This is a genomic window from Brevibacillus ginsengisoli, assembly GCF_050113715.1.
GTDB classification, from domain to species: Bacteria; Bacillota; Bacilli; order Brevibacillales; family Brevibacillaceae; genus Brevibacillus_H; species Brevibacillus_H ginsengisoli.
The window spans coordinates 332,639-347,559 of the sequence record NZ_JBNJQR010000001.1; the positions used below are offsets into that span (position 1 = coordinate 332,639).

A 14,921-nucleotide genomic window follows, 5' to 3' on the forward strand; every position below is an offset into this window, starting at 1 on the left:
GTAAAGGAGTTGAAGCTTCTTTTCATTTATGTAAGCTGAATCAAAAAATGCTGGATATTCTAATTATTTCACGATACACTAAAAAGTGTAAAATGAAACAGTGTTTCGTCTAGTGAAACGAGAGGGAGGTTTTTTATGGTATACAAATTCTCTGGGATAGACCATGTTCAACTGGCAGCTCCTGAAGGTTGCGAAGCTGAGGCTAGAAGCTTTTTTGCTGACGTATTAGGTTGGAGCGAAATCCCCAAGCCCGAAAGCCTTCAAAAGCGGGGTGGCGTATGGTTTCAATGTGGCACTCATCAAGTGCACATCGGAGTTCAAAAGGATTTTGTCCCTGCCACGAAAGCTCATCCCGCATTTCAGGTTCAGAATATAGAGTCATTACGTGAATATTTACTTCAGAGAAACATCCAAGTGATTGATGATGAAGCACGAGCTGATGAAGGTGTTAAACGATTCTATCTAAACGACCCATTTGGAAATCGTCTTGAATTTCTGGAATACTTGTAATGAGCTCACGCTTAGCGCCTAACAAAATGGTACGCTAGATGCCAGATTCATCATGGCGCGCATGGTTCGATACATCTCGTATTGATTGGCCGCCTGATAAACAACCTCCGTACTGCCAACCTCATAAGATGTTCCTGGCACAATGGAAGCCATCTCCGCTTGTCCGGCATGGGCGAACTCAATCTTGCATTGCAGCGGAAGCTGTGCGAGCAGAGGAGAGATGTTTTTTGCGTTGGCTAGGGCTTCTTTTGTTTTTTGTTGAAGCTCTTTATGGCTTAGGGCAAGCGAGAGACATACAGCGGATGTTCTGGAAACCGCTTCTTTGACAATCGCTGTTGAAATATTAGGAATAAGAGACTTAGCTTCCTGCGCAATCTGATCATCGCCAGAGACGAAAGTAACCGGTACACCGCACAAACCAGCGTAAATCGCATTAAAGCCAAATTCTCCTACTACCAGATCGTTCACATAGAGGTTCTTGATGACACCGGACATGGTATGGCTGAGCACACCCGGAACTCCGTGACGAGCATGGTAGCCAATGAAGAAAGCGGCATCGTAGCTGGAGTCCAATCCTTCCATCATCGAGTCATTGCGAGGGGTTCCGCATAACAACTTGGCTTTGGGATGAAGCTGCTCCAATAGAATGTTGTTGAACGTGTTATGGCTGTCTGCGACGAGAATTTCAGTGACGCCAGCTTCTACCGCCGCTTCGATAACCGCATTCACATCTTGAGTCATAAATTGTCGCCCGCGCTCGTAATTGTTGTGCCCTGGATTGATGTACGAGGGGTCCGTAATGCCGGAGATGCCTTCCATGTCACACGAGATAAATAATTTCACTCTGAAGCACCCTTTCTGTATGTAGCATTTATTTCTTCCAGTGGCTAAAATGTCTTTCAAACTCAATGTTATCCTTTAAAACGATCAACTTGCAAGAGAATGGGTGCAATAAATTGAATATTTCTGATTTGCTTTTGTTTTTGAAACAGAGCCCCATAAAAAAGAAGGTATAAGACAATCCTTATACCTTCTTGATGTTTAAGCGATACAACTCAAGTGTTTGGGCCGCCATTTGCTCGATCGTAAACGTAGATTGGACGAGCTGATCAGCGCGGCTCACAAGTTCTTCTCTAAGAGATGAGCTTTCGGCCAGACGTTGCATGGCGTTGGCGATGCTCTGCGGATTCTCGGGCGGAATCAACAACCCTGTCTCCTCAGGGAAGACGAATTCTGTTACACCGCCCACGCTTGAGGCAATCACCGGAACATCTGCTGCCATTGCTTCAATGAGCGTATATCCCAATCCTTCATAGATGGAAGAATGGACAAACACATCAAAGGTATGAAGGCAGTTCGGAACATCTTGACGAAATCCGGCAAAGTGGACATGTTGGTCGATCTGTAATTGTACGGCTAATTTTTCCAAGGAAGAGCGTTCAGTTCCATCTCCCACCAAAATCAAGTGGTAATCATGAGAGGTTTGCTGTTGCAAAAACAGGGCAAAGCCTTCCAGCAGATAATGAAATCCCTTAACAGGTACGAGTCGAGCCACCGATCCGAAAATAAAAGCTTGCTCTGGAACGCCCCATTCACGAAGCAATCGCGCACGGTCCTGTTCACGGTTGTCTGACTGCTGAAAAGGAGCGAGATTAATCCCATTATAAATCAAGCTGATCTGGTTCGAAGCTACGCCATCCTGTTGCAAAATCTCCCCAATTGCCTTACTGACGACAATATAATGTTGGTTGAGAGCGCGGGTGCTTCGTTCCATTAGAGAAACAATCCGGTAAACGAGCGGATTCTCGTAATCGTAGCGCAAACTGCTATGTACGGTCGTTAAAACGAATGGAGGTAGTCCGTAGGCCGCCAAGCGGGCAAGAAAATTCGCCTTAATTCCATGGGAATGGACCACATCAGGCTTCCAATCCTTGATAATCTGGCGTAAACTGCGCATCACTCGTATATCAAAACGCCCAAACTTGGTTAACGGGATCACCGGTATATTCGCTTCACGTAGTTTTTCGGCAAACAGGGAGTCATAAAAGCATACGACAGTTGCTTCAACTTCATCTTGCGGAAAGGATTTGAGAAGATGAAGGATATGCTGTTCGGCTCCACCGAATTCTCCTCCACCGATGACGTGGAGGATTCTCATTTTCGTTTTCATGTAATCCACCCGAACCTTTCCAAACAAACCATTTTCACTATATCAAAAGGCGAATGGATTCGCAATAAGCCCGGACTTATGGTATGGTTAAACTTGAAGTTTTTTATAGAATTCAGGGCAACTGGAACCCATAAGACACTGACGATGTCCCAAGTCAAGTGGGTACGTATGAAGGATGGTAGAGAATGTCTCAGAAAAAATCGGTACTCATCATATGCTATAACTTCCCTCCGATTGGTGGAGGAGGTGTGCCTCGACCGCTGAAGATGGCCAAGTATCTCGGAGAGTTTGGCTGGCGGGTGCACATTTTGACCGTTGACCCAACATATCATGTCACATCAGACCCGTCACTGCTTGCCCAATTACCAGCGAGCGTGACGATTCATAGAGCGAAAGAAAAGAATTTTCTCCCCCGTCCCAATGTGCAGCAGACAAGCAAGCCACAAGGAGAAGCTTCGACTGTACCAGCTAAGCCTTCCGCTGTCTCGCAAGTGAAGAGGGGCGTTATTAATCTTTTGAAAAAAGTAAAGCCTTACCTGCTTATCCCGGACGATCAAATCCTCTGGTACCCTGAGGCTGTCAAAAAAGGCAGAGAGATTATGCACCGCGAGCAAATCGACGTGATTTTCTCGACATCAGGTCCTGTGACCAACCACTTGATCGGGCAAAAGCTGGCGCAAGAATTCCCTTGCAAATGGGTCATTGATTTCCGTGATCCCTGGACCCAAAACATGCACCGCTCGGGAATAGCCTGGCGGGATCGTCTAGAAGAGAGAATGGAAGCCAAGGTAATGAAGGCGGCGGATGCAGTCACGACGGTAACCGCTACTTTCGCCAAGAACTTCCGCAAGAAATACGGTGACACGATTAAGAGACTGGAACTGATTTACAACGGTTTTGACCGAGAGGATTTCGTGAATCTGGAGCCGTATCTGGAACAACCCGATAAGTTCCACGCCGTATATGCCGGTATTCTCTATCAGAAACGAAACCCGCGCTTGCTGTTGGCTGCGATCAAAGAACTGATTGACGAAGGATTGGTGGATCGCTCACAGATTGCTCTGTCTTTTGCGGGTGTGTTCGATTATCCAGGCTATACGGAGAACGCGGATTGCGTCAGGGAGTTAGGATTAGGCGATGTTGTGCATGTCCTTGGCAATCTGAAACATAAAGAAGCACTCGGTCTAATGAAAGGCGGAGACGCACTTCTTTTGATCGGAGACGTGACACCGGATGCCGGAGCGTACATCCCTGGTAAATTGTATGAGTACATGGGGATTGGTAATCCTGTTTTGGCGTTGAACATGCCAGGTGAAGCGACCGAGATCATCCAGGAATTCCGATTAGGTCAGGTAGCCAATCCACTCGATAAAGAAGCGATCAAGCAAGCCTATCTGAAGCTGTATCAAGAATGGAAAGCGGGCAAACAAGTAGACGAGCAATCCGGGCCGCAAAAAGAAGCGGAGTTTGCCGATCGGGTTAAACCATATGAACGCAAGGAGCAGGCGCGTCAGCTCGCTCAGTTGATGGACGAGTTAATGAATTAATCTAAAAACCGCCAAGAAATTGGCGGTTTTTACGTCTAATTTCTATTGATTTGCTCCGATTAAGACACTAAGCGATTGGTTAAGGGCAGATTTGCACTGGCTGGCATCAGGTTTTCCTGAACGAACGGCTGCCAATACAACGTCAATCGTTCCATCTATTTGGGTCCATGTAGTGCTATCTATTTTTCGAAGCTTAGGTTCAGCTGTGTCCCATTGATGCTCCAAATTGTCTGCCGCATTTTTCGCTGAAGCAAAGTCATTTGAGTTTACATTGTTTAGCATATCACTTTCGGTTTTAATAAAATCTGTTAATTGCCCAGCTATTTTATTTTTGGAAGAATCGGGTTGCGATTTTCCAACTAATGTAGTTTGAGGAGAATCGGGTTGCGTTGCTAATTTATTTGCTCCGTTTAAGACACTAAGCGAATGGTCAAGGGCAGATTTGCACTGGCTGGCATCAGGTTTTCCTGAACGAACGGCTGCCAATACCACGTCAATTGTTCCATCGATTTGGGTCCATGTAGTGCTATCTATTTTTCGAAGCTTAGGTTCAGCTGTGTCCCATTGATGCTCCAAATTGTCTGCCGCATTTTTCGCTGAAGCAAAATCATTTGAATTTACATTGTTTAGTATATCATTTTCGGTTTTAATAAAATCTGTTAATTGCCCAACTAATGTAGTTTGTGGAGAATCGGGTTGCGTTGCTATATTATTGCTTAACTGAAAATAACCACCTATACCAACAACTAAGAAAATACACAGTACCACAACGGTTTGCGTTAAAACATTTTTTTTGCTTCCATTGGCTTGGTTTGTTTCTGCTGTTTCACTTTTTGCCGTTATATCAATCTTTGTAACTGCAAGAAAAACGATTATCGCAAAAATAGCGATAAGGAAAATTACACTAGTAACTGTTGTCCCCAAACCTAACCCACCATTATTTACCGGTTGAGATAGGTAATCTCCTAATGATGCTCCGAGTGGACGAGTAAGAATATACACAATCCAAAACGCTAATACTCCATCAAGTTTCAGAAGTCTCCATGCCATAAATACGCAAGCGATTATTATAACGACTGTTATTCCTGTGTGAAGATAACCAAGACCGAGTTGTTCGGAAAATAAATCGCCGACTGCTGTTCCAAGCGCAAATGTGAAAAGAATGGTCAGCCAATAGAATACTTCTCTTTTTCTTGTATATATCGAGTGTATCGAGAGTGTTTTTTCACTAAGATACCAAAAAAGAAAAGTGAGTCCTAGCAGCACGGAGAAAACGACTGTACTAAGTTCAAGAGGCACTCCCATACTGTCTGTCAAATTATCAGTTACCAACGTTCCAAAGACGCTAATAAGAACAACTGTTAGCCAATATATGCTTGGAACATATTTGGTTGCTCTGAATTGAAAAAACAAAACGATGAAAAACGCTAATCCCATAATAATTGTAGTGAGCGTTAAACCAAATCCAAGATTGAAGTTTAGGAAATCAGCAAATGTTTCACCGACAGTGGTACATAAAACCTTGATTATCCAGAAGAAAATCGTAACTTCCGGCACCTTGTTCAGTAAGATTTTTAATTTCGTTTGGTTTGTTTCCATTCATAAATTCCTTTCTTTGCAGTGATTTTCCTCAACGTAAAGGTTAAAAATAAAAGCCAATAATTCTACTTTTAGAGAATTATTGGCTTTTGGGGGGATATCTTTATTCATCTCTTTCAAGAACCATTACTCGACGATAATATCAGCTTCAATTCCTGCATGTTCATGAAATTGCAAGTCGATTTTTAAGCGGTCAGGGATAAAGGAATGGTAATCGGCTAAATAAAACGCGATCGAGTCAATGATTTGTTGTTCACTGATCCGTGATTGGTGGAATCCTCTTTTTACTTCGGCCGCAAATCCAAAGGACGGATTGAATTGCAAATCAACATCCACATCCTCTGGAGCACAGCGGTTCTCATGAGCGAAATAAACACAGACTGAATCAACGACGTCTTGTTCGCAAAAATGAATGTTCATCTTGTTTCTCCTTTTTTATCTGAAAAATAAACGGCGGATGATTTTATAGGCGATAAAGATTAGCAGCAAGTCCATGAGTAGACCAAAGATGGAAATGGAGTGAGTTCCAAAACCATTGTAGCCTCCGTAACCTCCATACCCTCCGCCAAAAGGATGGAACATGCTGCCTAACAGCGCGCCAGCTCCAAAGGAAACCGCGTGGGACAAGAAGCCGCCAGAGCTTTTTGGAGTTGAATAGCTTGGTGCATTTGAACCGTAGGAACGACTTCCACTCACATTAGAGGAGGGGGATCGATAGCCAGAATGGTAAGTCTGACTGTTGGAAACTCCAGAATGGTAACTATTGAAACCGCTAGAATGGCTTGAATAGGTACTTCCAGAACTTCTGGTAGAGTGACCGCCTCCAAAACCTTTTGCGGATGCCGTAATAGGCAAAAACAACATCGTGAATGCTGTGACAAATGCAATGATTTTACTAGACATACAAACCACCTTTTATTGAAGAAGTGCTCTCAATATACTCCTTTTCAATTAATAACTGATGGAAAACTTGAGAAAACAATATAGAAAACTTATAGAATTTTTTATGGGCTATAAAAGCTGCGAGAAACAAAAAAAGGACGGTTGGTCTCCGCCCTTAAAAATCAGCCTATCAGCAGCGCAAAAGAAGAGATGTTATTTACAAGTACATTCAAATTTAGCGGGTTTGTTCTGCCCGATCTTTCATCTCTTTTTTGTATTTAGAAGGATTAAAACTTATCCTTTCGAATTGCGAAATAGACGATCAATCCTATAATGGGGACGATCAATAAAGCGATTAGTACAATGATGGAGAATTCCTTGCTATTACCTCTTCTGCGTGAGTCACGATAGGCCCAAATACTAATTAAAATGTTGATCAGGTTTAGAAAAAAGATGATGAGAAGAGGTAGAATCATAAAAAAGTTAGTATCATTTCCGCCTAAGGAATACAAGAAAATCACCTGCTTATAAAGTATTTTGCATGTTTCATTATAACAAAAAAATGGGTAAATTTAGGTGGATAATTATTTCAAAAGGGAGGTATGTGCTTGAAAAAAATCATTTGGGGATTGTTTGGCGCTTTGTGTATAGTAGCCTGTATTTGGTATCTGACGAGTTCATCCATTTCTTTTGAAAGAATCTCACCATACAAGACTTTCTTTTCCGGTGGAGGAATGGAATTAAAGCCCGGAATTAATGTGTTTACCGCAGATACTCACCGAAGAGGAAACGTTCATCAGATCATCTTTGTTGGATACAAACCGAGTGAAAACATACGGGTGATAGCGAAACAGGGAATCGTCCACGTATATTATGACGAAGATCAAAGCCAAGAGACCTCATCCCAATGCAGGGAGGCCATCTCATTCGCCAACGAAGTAGATCAAAAAAACATACGCTTCTACATCAATAACTTCGAAGAACAACCAGTGAACACAGGATGGGCAACTGAGTAAGAGTAAAGATTCTGAACGAAGGAGTTATTCAAATGAATGTAGAGATTCGCGAAGTCACCGAGCAGGAAAGGGAATGGATGAGAGTGTTCTTGATCCAGCATTGGGGAAGCACCCAGATGGTTTACAGTCAAGGAATCCATCAATGTGATGAACTGCCCGCCTATGCGGCTTTTATGGAAAACAAGCCTGTTGGATTAATTACCTACCAATTGAGCGCACAGGGCTGCGAGATCGTTTCGCTCGATAGTCTGGCAGAGGGGAAGGGAATCGGAACTGCCCTCATAGAAGCTGTTGAAGAAACCGCCTTGTCCAATCAAAGCAATCGAATCTGGTTGATTACCACGAACGACAACCTGCATGCCTTACGCTTCTATCAAAAGCGGGGCTATCATCTGGTATCCATTCATCGCAACGCTGTCGAGGCCGCACGCCGGATTAAGCCACAAATCCCACTGGTCGGAAATGACGGAATTCCGATTCGTGACGAGATAGAATTGGAAAAAGTGTTTGAATTTGCGTATCATGGAGATCTCCAGTAGGAAATCTTAAGAACAAAAGCGAAATACCAATTGTTGCGGTTGAATCCAGTTTTAGGGAGGAACTCACATGTTTGTTACCATTCAAGATTTTGTTGAAGCCTGGAAAAACAATGCGAAAGGAACTCAGCGCATCCTGGATACCTTAACCGATGAGTCACTTTCTCAAGCGGTGACCCCTCAAGACAGAACCCTTGGAAGAATGGCATGGCATATTGTCGCATCAATTCCTGAGATGTTGGGCCGAACAGGTCTTACGTTTGAAGCTCCTGAACATGATGCGCCTGTTCCCGCTACCGCAAAAGAAATCGCTGAAGGCTACCGTCAGGCAAGCGAAGGAATGCTCAAAGCGATTGAGACAAATTGGACAGATGCAACCTTGAAGGAAACGGATGATATGTATGGAGAACAATGGCCAAAAGGTTTGACGTTAACCATTTTGATTGAGCACGAGATTCACCATCGTGGACAGATGACGGTGTTGATGCGCCAAGCTGGTCTGCCCGTGCCAGGTGTATTTGGTCCATCCCGTGAAGAATGGGGCCAATATGGCATGGAAGCTCCCACATTCTAACACACTTTCCCCTTGACCGTTTCGGCGGTTTAAGGGGTTTTAATTTGTCTTTTGCGGAAGAGAAAAGAGAGGTATAATTAAGAATTGGTGATGTTCCGGAATTCATAATAGGAGATTGGTCAATGGAAAATCGATTACGAGAGTTTGATTTAGTCAGAGCTTTTGCCGCGCTGTCGGTGATCGCCATCCATGTAACGGCAGGATACGTCGCAACCAACCAGTTTGGTTATGTGTGGAATCAACTCATGCGGTATGCCGTTCCGTTATTCATCATGCTGTCGGGGTTTCTTCTATTCTATGTCGATCAGGGAAGAGCGCCTGTTACGTACGGACATTTCATTCGAGTGCGTTTCAAGAAGGTGATCATCCCCTACGTGCTTTGGACGCTCATTTATTTTCTCTATAACTCAAGACATCATCTGAGTGGGTGGATTCAAAATGAACCAGTCAAACCACTCATCATCTACTTGAAGCATTTGATAACCGGAACAGGTCATGTGCATTTGTATTTTCTACTCATTACCGTGCAATTATATCTCGTTTATCCGTTATTGAAGCGTTGGATTGAACGACATGCGGGCTCTTTAGTGGCTGTATCATTTCTCATCACCCTGTTTTCTCAGACAATGATTTATTTGCACCAGCTGCATGTGTTGGTACTGCCGAGTCTGGCCATCCCATACGTCAGTCTGTTTCCTATTTGGTTGTTTTATTTTACGTTCGGGATGTTAGCCGCACAAAAAAAGGCAAACTGGGAAGAGAAGCTGCAAGGCAAACTACTCCCGCTTACCGTGATGTGGCTTGTCAGTTTTGGTTTGCTCTTACTCGACAGCAAAATCACCAAGACGCATGCCTCGTCCATTAAGCCAACGGTTATGCTGTATTGTTTCAGTAGTTACTTTTTGTTCTATGTAGCTGCTCTCAAAATGAAACAGACGACCAGCCGAGTGGGCAAGGCGATGGACTGGCTTGCCACCAACTCGTTTATGATCTTCTTGCTTCATCCATTGCTCTTAAGCCTAATGTTAGCCACGACCCAAAAGCTGGGGCTTTCTGCAATGTGGCAAGGCAGCTTCGGGATGATCGCCATGTATCTGGTGACGACCATCATAACTGTCGTGGCAACTTATATATTGCGTTATGTGCCGCTTATTGATCTCTTGGGTGGCGTTCCTCTCAAGAAGCATCAGAAGAGGGTCAATAAGCAGATGCCGCTTGCAGGTTAGTTTGATTTAATCCAAAATGTATTGTTGAATCGCCGTTGCCACTCCATCCAAATCTTCCGGGTGGGTACTAAAGTTGGCAGCGGCTTTTACATGTTCGGGTGCCCATCCCATAGCGACACCTGTCCCAGCCCAAGAGATCATCGATAGGTCATTGGCGCTGTCACCAATCGCCATGACTTCGCTTTGGTCTATGCCGCGCTGCTCACATACCCACGCAATTCCGCTCGCTTTGTTGGCGTTGGGGTGAATGATCATCATCTCTGGAATACCGTCTTGATACAACAGGGTATGCACCGCGTAATCTGGATGGCTGGTGGACAAGGCCTCCTGGAGAATGTGAACTTCTCGTTCTCCTTTGACAAAGAGCTGAGTGGGAGCTTGCGTCAATTCTTGAACCAGATTGGGAACGAGGATGTCAATGCCAGGTCGGATTTTGTCTTCCCAGTCAGGACGTACCTGATTAAATAAATTTTTGTCCGGCAACGAGCAGATCATCATGATGTCATTACGTTCAGCCACATTCAGAATTTCCTTCGCCACAGCAAGGGGAATGGTCCAGCTTTTAACGCAGGCTTCTTGCTGATCGTAGATTTTGGTTCCAGAGCCGCACACTGCCATACTATTCAGTTGTAGTTGTTGATAGTAATTTCGGGTGCCAAACCAGCCGCGAGCGGTAGCCAGAATCACTTCAACTCCTTGTTGTCTCGCAGCTTGAACTGCCGTGAAATTGCGTGGGGAAATGGATAAATCGCGGGATAACAGTGTGTCGTCCAAATCAAGGGCAAGTAGTCGGATCATGATTTTCTCCTCTTCTCTAATAGTTCAACAATGCTAAACGTTGAGGTACGATGATTAGAAAACTCGGCGATTGCAGAGCCTTTGGCGACAGCAGAGCCGTAGTTGCACTTATGTAGATAGGAATTTTTATAAATTCCTATCTACTAAAAAAGGACTGTGTGTTCAGGCTGACCTGGGTTACACAGTCCTTTTTCACATAAGCAATAAAAAGTTTTCGCTACTTTAACAAATATTTCTCGACTTCTTTAGGATCAGTCAGTTTAATCCCTGGATCACCGTATTTGAAGAAGCGATAGATGACTTCCTGATCCATGTACCCAGCACCAGGAATCGGAAGAATAATCCACGTCTGGTATTGATGAAGCAGGCGGTCAGTCGGATCTTTGCCAATCCAGAAGGTCATCTTCACGGTAGAGTTCTTCAGGATTTGTTGTAGATCGGGACGGTTAGCCAACTCCTTCTTGAATGGAGCCAACAAATCCGTTTTGCTTTTCGCCAGCCATTCTTCTCCAGAAATTTTAATTTGGAAAGGAACACACATGGTGCCGAGAACTTTCTCGTCTTCTAGCTGAACCGCCTTGTCAAGGAAGGGGAGCCAATCCTCATAGCCTTGCATGACGTTGATCGGGAGCGGGTTTTCCTTCGTTTCCAGCCAATTGTCGGAAGCGCGAATATACCCTTTGCCATCGCGAACCAGATACTGATACTTCTGCGTCGCAATCGATGCGTTCACCAGATATCCCGTAGGCTTCATCACGACCCCATCAAACATACCGTTTGTTTGACGGGAGAGGATGGTGTTTTTGATGTAGCCGTTGTACCAGAACTGTTGAGCATCTTTGTTCGTCTCAGCGTTTTTCAAAGAGGCTTTAAACCATTCGAGGCCAGATTCGGTTTGAGCAGTGGCAATAGGTTGTTCGGTTTTCTCCGGCTTCAATGTATTGGCGAATTGTTTTGTGCCTGATTCATAGGTGCATCCGCTTAACAGGGCGGCGCACGCGATGACGGCAAGCACACTCAGATGCAGCTTACGCATGGCGGAACCTCCTTACGAAACCATATCCTACAAGGCCAATAAACAAGAGTATAGTCAGCATAAGGACAGGCACGTCGTGGCGCTCAAATATCAACAGGCGATGGGTATTGTAGATTTCAGCTACAATTTCGTTCTGACCGTCACCGTCAATATCGCCTACCTGAACGTTGATCAGAGGCAAATAGATCCGCCAGGTCTGTTCCAATCCGGCTGGAGTGTACTGATAGCCCGTCAGATAACGTGTTCCCTGCTCACTTACCCAGCTTTTGGCCTTAGCGATAATCTCTGGTTGTTGGTTAGCCCCTACGGCTGACACGTTGGAGAAGCGGAAGCTCTTATCGAGATCTTTTTCCGTGTTTTTGCTCACCCAAAGAATTTGCCAATCGCCTTTGGCTGTTGGTTTCAGGATGTAAGACGGAGTGTTGGCAATCAAAAGTTCATCTGTATTGTCATGGTCAATGTCAGACACAATTACATCACTTGTAGCTAAGCCGTTAATCTCTTTGCGATCCAGTTTGTAAGCTTCCTGAACGTTTCCGGCAGCATCAACTGTTAGTACGGCCAGATGCTCACCCAACACAATCAAACCTTCGCGTCCATCCGGAAGCTTCATCGTGTCGAGAATCTTCGTCGCATCCGTTGCAGTATGGAACGGATGATTCTCGTAGCTACCCGAAAGCACTCCATTTTGAATAACGATATTGGAGAACTTGCTCGGTTTGCTAAACTGTTGACGGCGATCCATTGCTCCTTGATTGACAGACAGCTGATGATCGATGTTCTGCATGTCCAACAGGAAGGCGCGATATGGACCTGTACCTGTCTCAAGCATGGATTCAGCAAACTGTTGTCGCTGAACAGTAGGAACTAATTGTTTGTCTTTGATCAAGTAGTACGGGAAGCCTGGATAATCAATCGGCATCTGTTCTTTGATCTTGGCCATATCTTCCGGCTTAATCGAAGAAACAGGAATGCGTTCCATCTGTCCATTCTTCCATCCAAAGACGTACATCTCTACTGGTTCTGGATCAAGTCGAACCATCTTTTCTGCCTGTTCTTTCTTTTCTTGGTCAGTGGATGGTCTTTTTTCTTCTTGGTTCTGTTTTTCGTCTACGTTTCCGAACGTGATGACTTCCATCTTGCCATCATGGTCTACGTCGTACAACGTGGTAGGGAAGTAATCAACCCAATTCCCGGTATAGAGACGATCTGACTCCCACTTGAGGTAAAAATGGTTTAGGGCTGCCAGATTATCCTGATTGATCCCGGCATTGACGCCAACGGCAACCAAGATGAGGGCAAGAATCGCATTCCAGGCGAGTCGACCATAGAGTTTAGCGAGCAGCGCAATTACAAGAATTGCGATCACCCCACCAAACATCAGGGCAATCGTAGAGGTAGTATCTACTCGACCTAAGGAACGATCAAGGAGCAAGAAGCCAAGTGTGAACACGATCACCTGCTTGCGTTCGTCTCGGTGAATCAAGAGGCTGGCGAGCAGCATGAACGGTACGAAGATCACCAAGGCAATCCATGAACCTTCAAGAAATGCAATTTTGATAATTAAATGGTAAATCAGAAACAAGGCTAAGGCGTAAATCGCCCAGTAAAGCGTTTGTAATCTGAAAAACTGGCGCATGGCATTCACCTTTTTCCTGTCAAGGATATAACAGTCAAGCTGTTGTTTTTTTACTTAGAAAGCGATTGATCGGAGGCTTTTTTATTCTCATCGTGCAGAAGGCCTGTCACGAATCCGCCAATCAAACAGAAATAAATCAGCATGAACGGCACTTCAAAAATATTTTCCACCAGGTTATGGAGAGCAACCGCGAGCATTCCGCAAAGCACTCCCAATGCCAAAAAGTAATTCGGAGTGTTTGTCCAGCGTCTGACTAGAGCTCGACAATAACGAACAATCATGGCCACAAATGTGATCATTAGTCCGATTCCGATCAGTCCAGTCTCGGCAATTGTTTTGAAGAAGTAGCTGTCTGTATAGATGGTTCCGAAGTATCGAGAACCTACAGCTCCGCCATAATGTCCCAGTCCGGTACCGAAAAGCGGCTCCAGGCGCATCTGGTTATAAGCGTTGGTCCAGCGGGCAATCCGTCCATCAGAGGTACTCTTCTGTAGGTATTCCCAGGTGAAAAGGGTACCCAGACGATTCTTCACTTGACCCAGTAACGGCGTATTTTCGGGAGCGACCCATAATACGACAAGTCCGATGATGCAAGCGATAAACAGGTACAAGGCGGTTTTGCGGTTCCATAAATAGCAGCCGAAGAGAATCACAACGCCAAAAGCAAACCAGGCACCGCGAGAACCAGTGAAGAGCAAGGCGGCAATCATCGTGAGAGCCATGACCATCCAAATGGCTCGTTCTTTGTTCGTTTTACTTTTCAGCACCAATCCAAGTGCAATCGGGGAAATAAACGCCATGTAGCTTCCCAAAACGTTGGGACTTGTCACGATGGAGAAGGCGCGGGTTTTCATCGTTTCTCCTTCATTCACCCAGCCTTGTGAAGTCTGAACATGAAACACGACCTGAAGTACCCCGATCAAGGCCACGATAAATCCGACGAAGACCAGAATCTTGATGAATTTGTCGAAGTCGTTGGCGCTTCTGATCAGGTAAAACCCGATGTAGAATGCGACCAGGTATTCATAGATCGCCCGGAAACCTTCGACGCTTGCTGCGAAGTTCGTCATATCGCTGACCATCAGTCCGATTCCAAAGATGATGAACGCGATCAAAACGTGTTTAATGTTGGGCAATACTCGGTCTCTGCTTAGATACGCACCGAACATAAAGGCGAGCAATACAAGTAGCACCGTTTCATCCCAGAAAGAGGTGAGCCCTGGGAGTGGCAAGAACTTGCGCAAGCAAAAGTCGATTATCGGATAAAACAAGAGTAAGTAAAGCCAATTGGTTGAGTCACTAGCTAGTGAGAATATCTTTTGTTTCATTGGGACTCGTCCCCCTACAAGTATGTTGAACTTAACCATTATACGGTATCAGTCAATACA

The 14,921-nt window shown here is 44.7% G+C and carries 16 protein-coding genes; 6 read left to right on the forward strand and 10 right to left on the reverse strand.

What is annotated here, in order from left to right:
* Positions 1–135: 135 nt before the first annotated feature.
* On the forward strand, positions 136–510 hold the full coding sequence (locus ACQCN2_RS01750) for a VOC family protein (RefSeq protein WP_426927161.1): 375 nt from the start codon (positions 136–138) through the stop codon (positions 508–510).
* An 18-nt stretch (positions 511–528) separates the two neighbouring features.
* Here ACQCN2_RS01750 and ACQCN2_RS01755 read toward each other — a convergent pair whose 3' ends face one another.
* Both ACQCN2_RS01755 and ACQCN2_RS01760 read right to left on the reverse strand, forming a co-directional pair.
* Entirely contained in the window at positions 529–1,353 is an 825-nt protein-coding gene (locus ACQCN2_RS01755) for a M55 family metallopeptidase (RefSeq protein ID WP_426927162.1), read from the reverse strand.
* 181 nt (positions 1,354–1,534) lie between these two features.
* The gene (locus ACQCN2_RS01760) at positions 1,535–2,680 is read right to left on the reverse strand and encodes a glycosyltransferase (protein WP_426927163.1); all 1,146 of its coding nucleotides are present in this window, start codon (positions 2,678–2,680) and stop codon (positions 1,535–1,537) included.
* A gap of 185 nt (positions 2,681–2,865) precedes the next feature.
* Between ACQCN2_RS01760 and ACQCN2_RS01765 the strand changes: the two genes are divergently transcribed.
* A complete protein-coding gene (locus ACQCN2_RS01765) occupies positions 2,866–4,227 on the forward strand; it encodes a glycosyltransferase family 4 protein (RefSeq protein ID WP_426927164.1) in 1,362 nt (453 codons plus the stop codon).
* Positions 4,228–4,269: 42 nt separating this feature from the next.
* Here ACQCN2_RS01765 and ACQCN2_RS01770 read toward each other — a convergent pair whose 3' ends face one another.
* The 4 genes from ACQCN2_RS01770 to ACQCN2_RS01785 form a co-directional block, all read right to left on the reverse strand.
* Complete coding sequence (locus ACQCN2_RS01770; RefSeq protein ID WP_426927165.1) at positions 4,270–5,826, reverse strand: COG4705 family protein; 1,557 nt, start codon at positions 5,824–5,826, stop codon at positions 4,270–4,272.
* Between the two features lie 126 nt (positions 5,827–5,952).
* Positions 5,953–6,246, reverse strand: a complete 294-nt coding sequence (locus ACQCN2_RS01775) for a DUF2653 family protein (protein ID WP_426927166.1) — start codon at positions 6,244–6,246, stop codon at positions 5,953–5,955.
* A gap of 15 nt (positions 6,247–6,261) precedes the next feature.
* Positions 6,262–6,729 carry a hypothetical protein gene (locus ACQCN2_RS01780; protein WP_426927167.1) on the reverse strand — a complete coding sequence of 156 codons (468 nt, stop codon included), beginning with the start codon at positions 6,727–6,729 and terminating at the stop codon, positions 6,262–6,264.
* A 266-nt stretch (positions 6,730–6,995) separates the two neighbouring features.
* Positions 6,996–7,184, reverse strand: a complete 189-nt coding sequence (locus ACQCN2_RS01785; protein ID WP_426927507.1) for a M48 family metalloprotease — start codon at positions 7,182–7,184, stop codon at positions 6,996–6,998.
* 132 nt (positions 7,185–7,316) lie between these two features.
* On the opposite strand from ACQCN2_RS01785, the gene ACQCN2_RS01790 reads away from it, so the two are divergent.
* From ACQCN2_RS01790 to ACQCN2_RS01805, 4 genes are all read left to right on the forward strand, one after another.
* On the forward strand, positions 7,317–7,724 hold the full coding sequence (locus tag ACQCN2_RS01790) for a hypothetical protein (protein WP_426927168.1): 408 nt from the start codon (positions 7,317–7,319) through the stop codon (positions 7,722–7,724).
* A gap of 32 nt (positions 7,725–7,756) precedes the next feature.
* Positions 7,757–8,263 (forward strand): GNAT family N-acetyltransferase, encoded by a 507-nt coding sequence (locus tag ACQCN2_RS01795; protein WP_426927169.1) that lies wholly within the window; start codon positions 7,757–7,759, stop codon positions 8,261–8,263.
* A gap of 67 nt (positions 8,264–8,330) precedes the next feature.
* A complete protein-coding gene (locus ACQCN2_RS01800; protein WP_426927170.1) occupies positions 8,331–8,834 on the forward strand; it encodes a DinB family protein in 504 nt (167 codons plus the stop codon).
* A 122-nt stretch (positions 8,835–8,956) separates the two neighbouring features.
* Complete coding sequence (locus tag ACQCN2_RS01805) at positions 8,957–10,060, forward strand: acyltransferase (RefSeq protein ID WP_426927171.1); 1,104 nt, start codon at positions 8,957–8,959, stop codon at positions 10,058–10,060.
* Between the two features lie 6 nt (positions 10,061–10,066).
* On the opposite strand, the gene ACQCN2_RS01810 is transcribed toward ACQCN2_RS01805, so the two are convergent.
* From ACQCN2_RS01810 to ACQCN2_RS01825, 4 genes are all read right to left on the reverse strand, one after another.
* Entirely contained in the window at positions 10,067–10,858 is a 792-nt protein-coding gene (locus ACQCN2_RS01810; RefSeq protein ID WP_426927172.1) for an HAD family hydrolase, read from the reverse strand.
* Positions 10,859–11,075: 217 nt separating this feature from the next.
* Positions 11,076–11,894, reverse strand: coding sequence for a hypothetical protein (locus ACQCN2_RS01815; RefSeq protein WP_426927173.1), 819 nt, complete (start codon positions 11,892–11,894; stop codon positions 11,076–11,078).
* Positions 11,887–13,533 (reverse strand): hypothetical protein, encoded by a 1,647-nt coding sequence (locus tag ACQCN2_RS01820; RefSeq protein WP_426927174.1) that lies wholly within the window; start codon positions 13,531–13,533, stop codon positions 11,887–11,889. Before ACQCN2_RS01820 ends, ACQCN2_RS01815 begins: the two co-directional genes overlap by 8 nt.
* 50 nt (positions 13,534–13,583) lie before the next feature.
* A complete protein-coding gene (locus ACQCN2_RS01825; protein WP_426927175.1) occupies positions 13,584–14,861 on the reverse strand; it encodes an O-antigen ligase family protein in 1,278 nt (425 codons plus the stop codon).
* Positions 14,862–14,921: the final 60 nt, after the last annotated feature.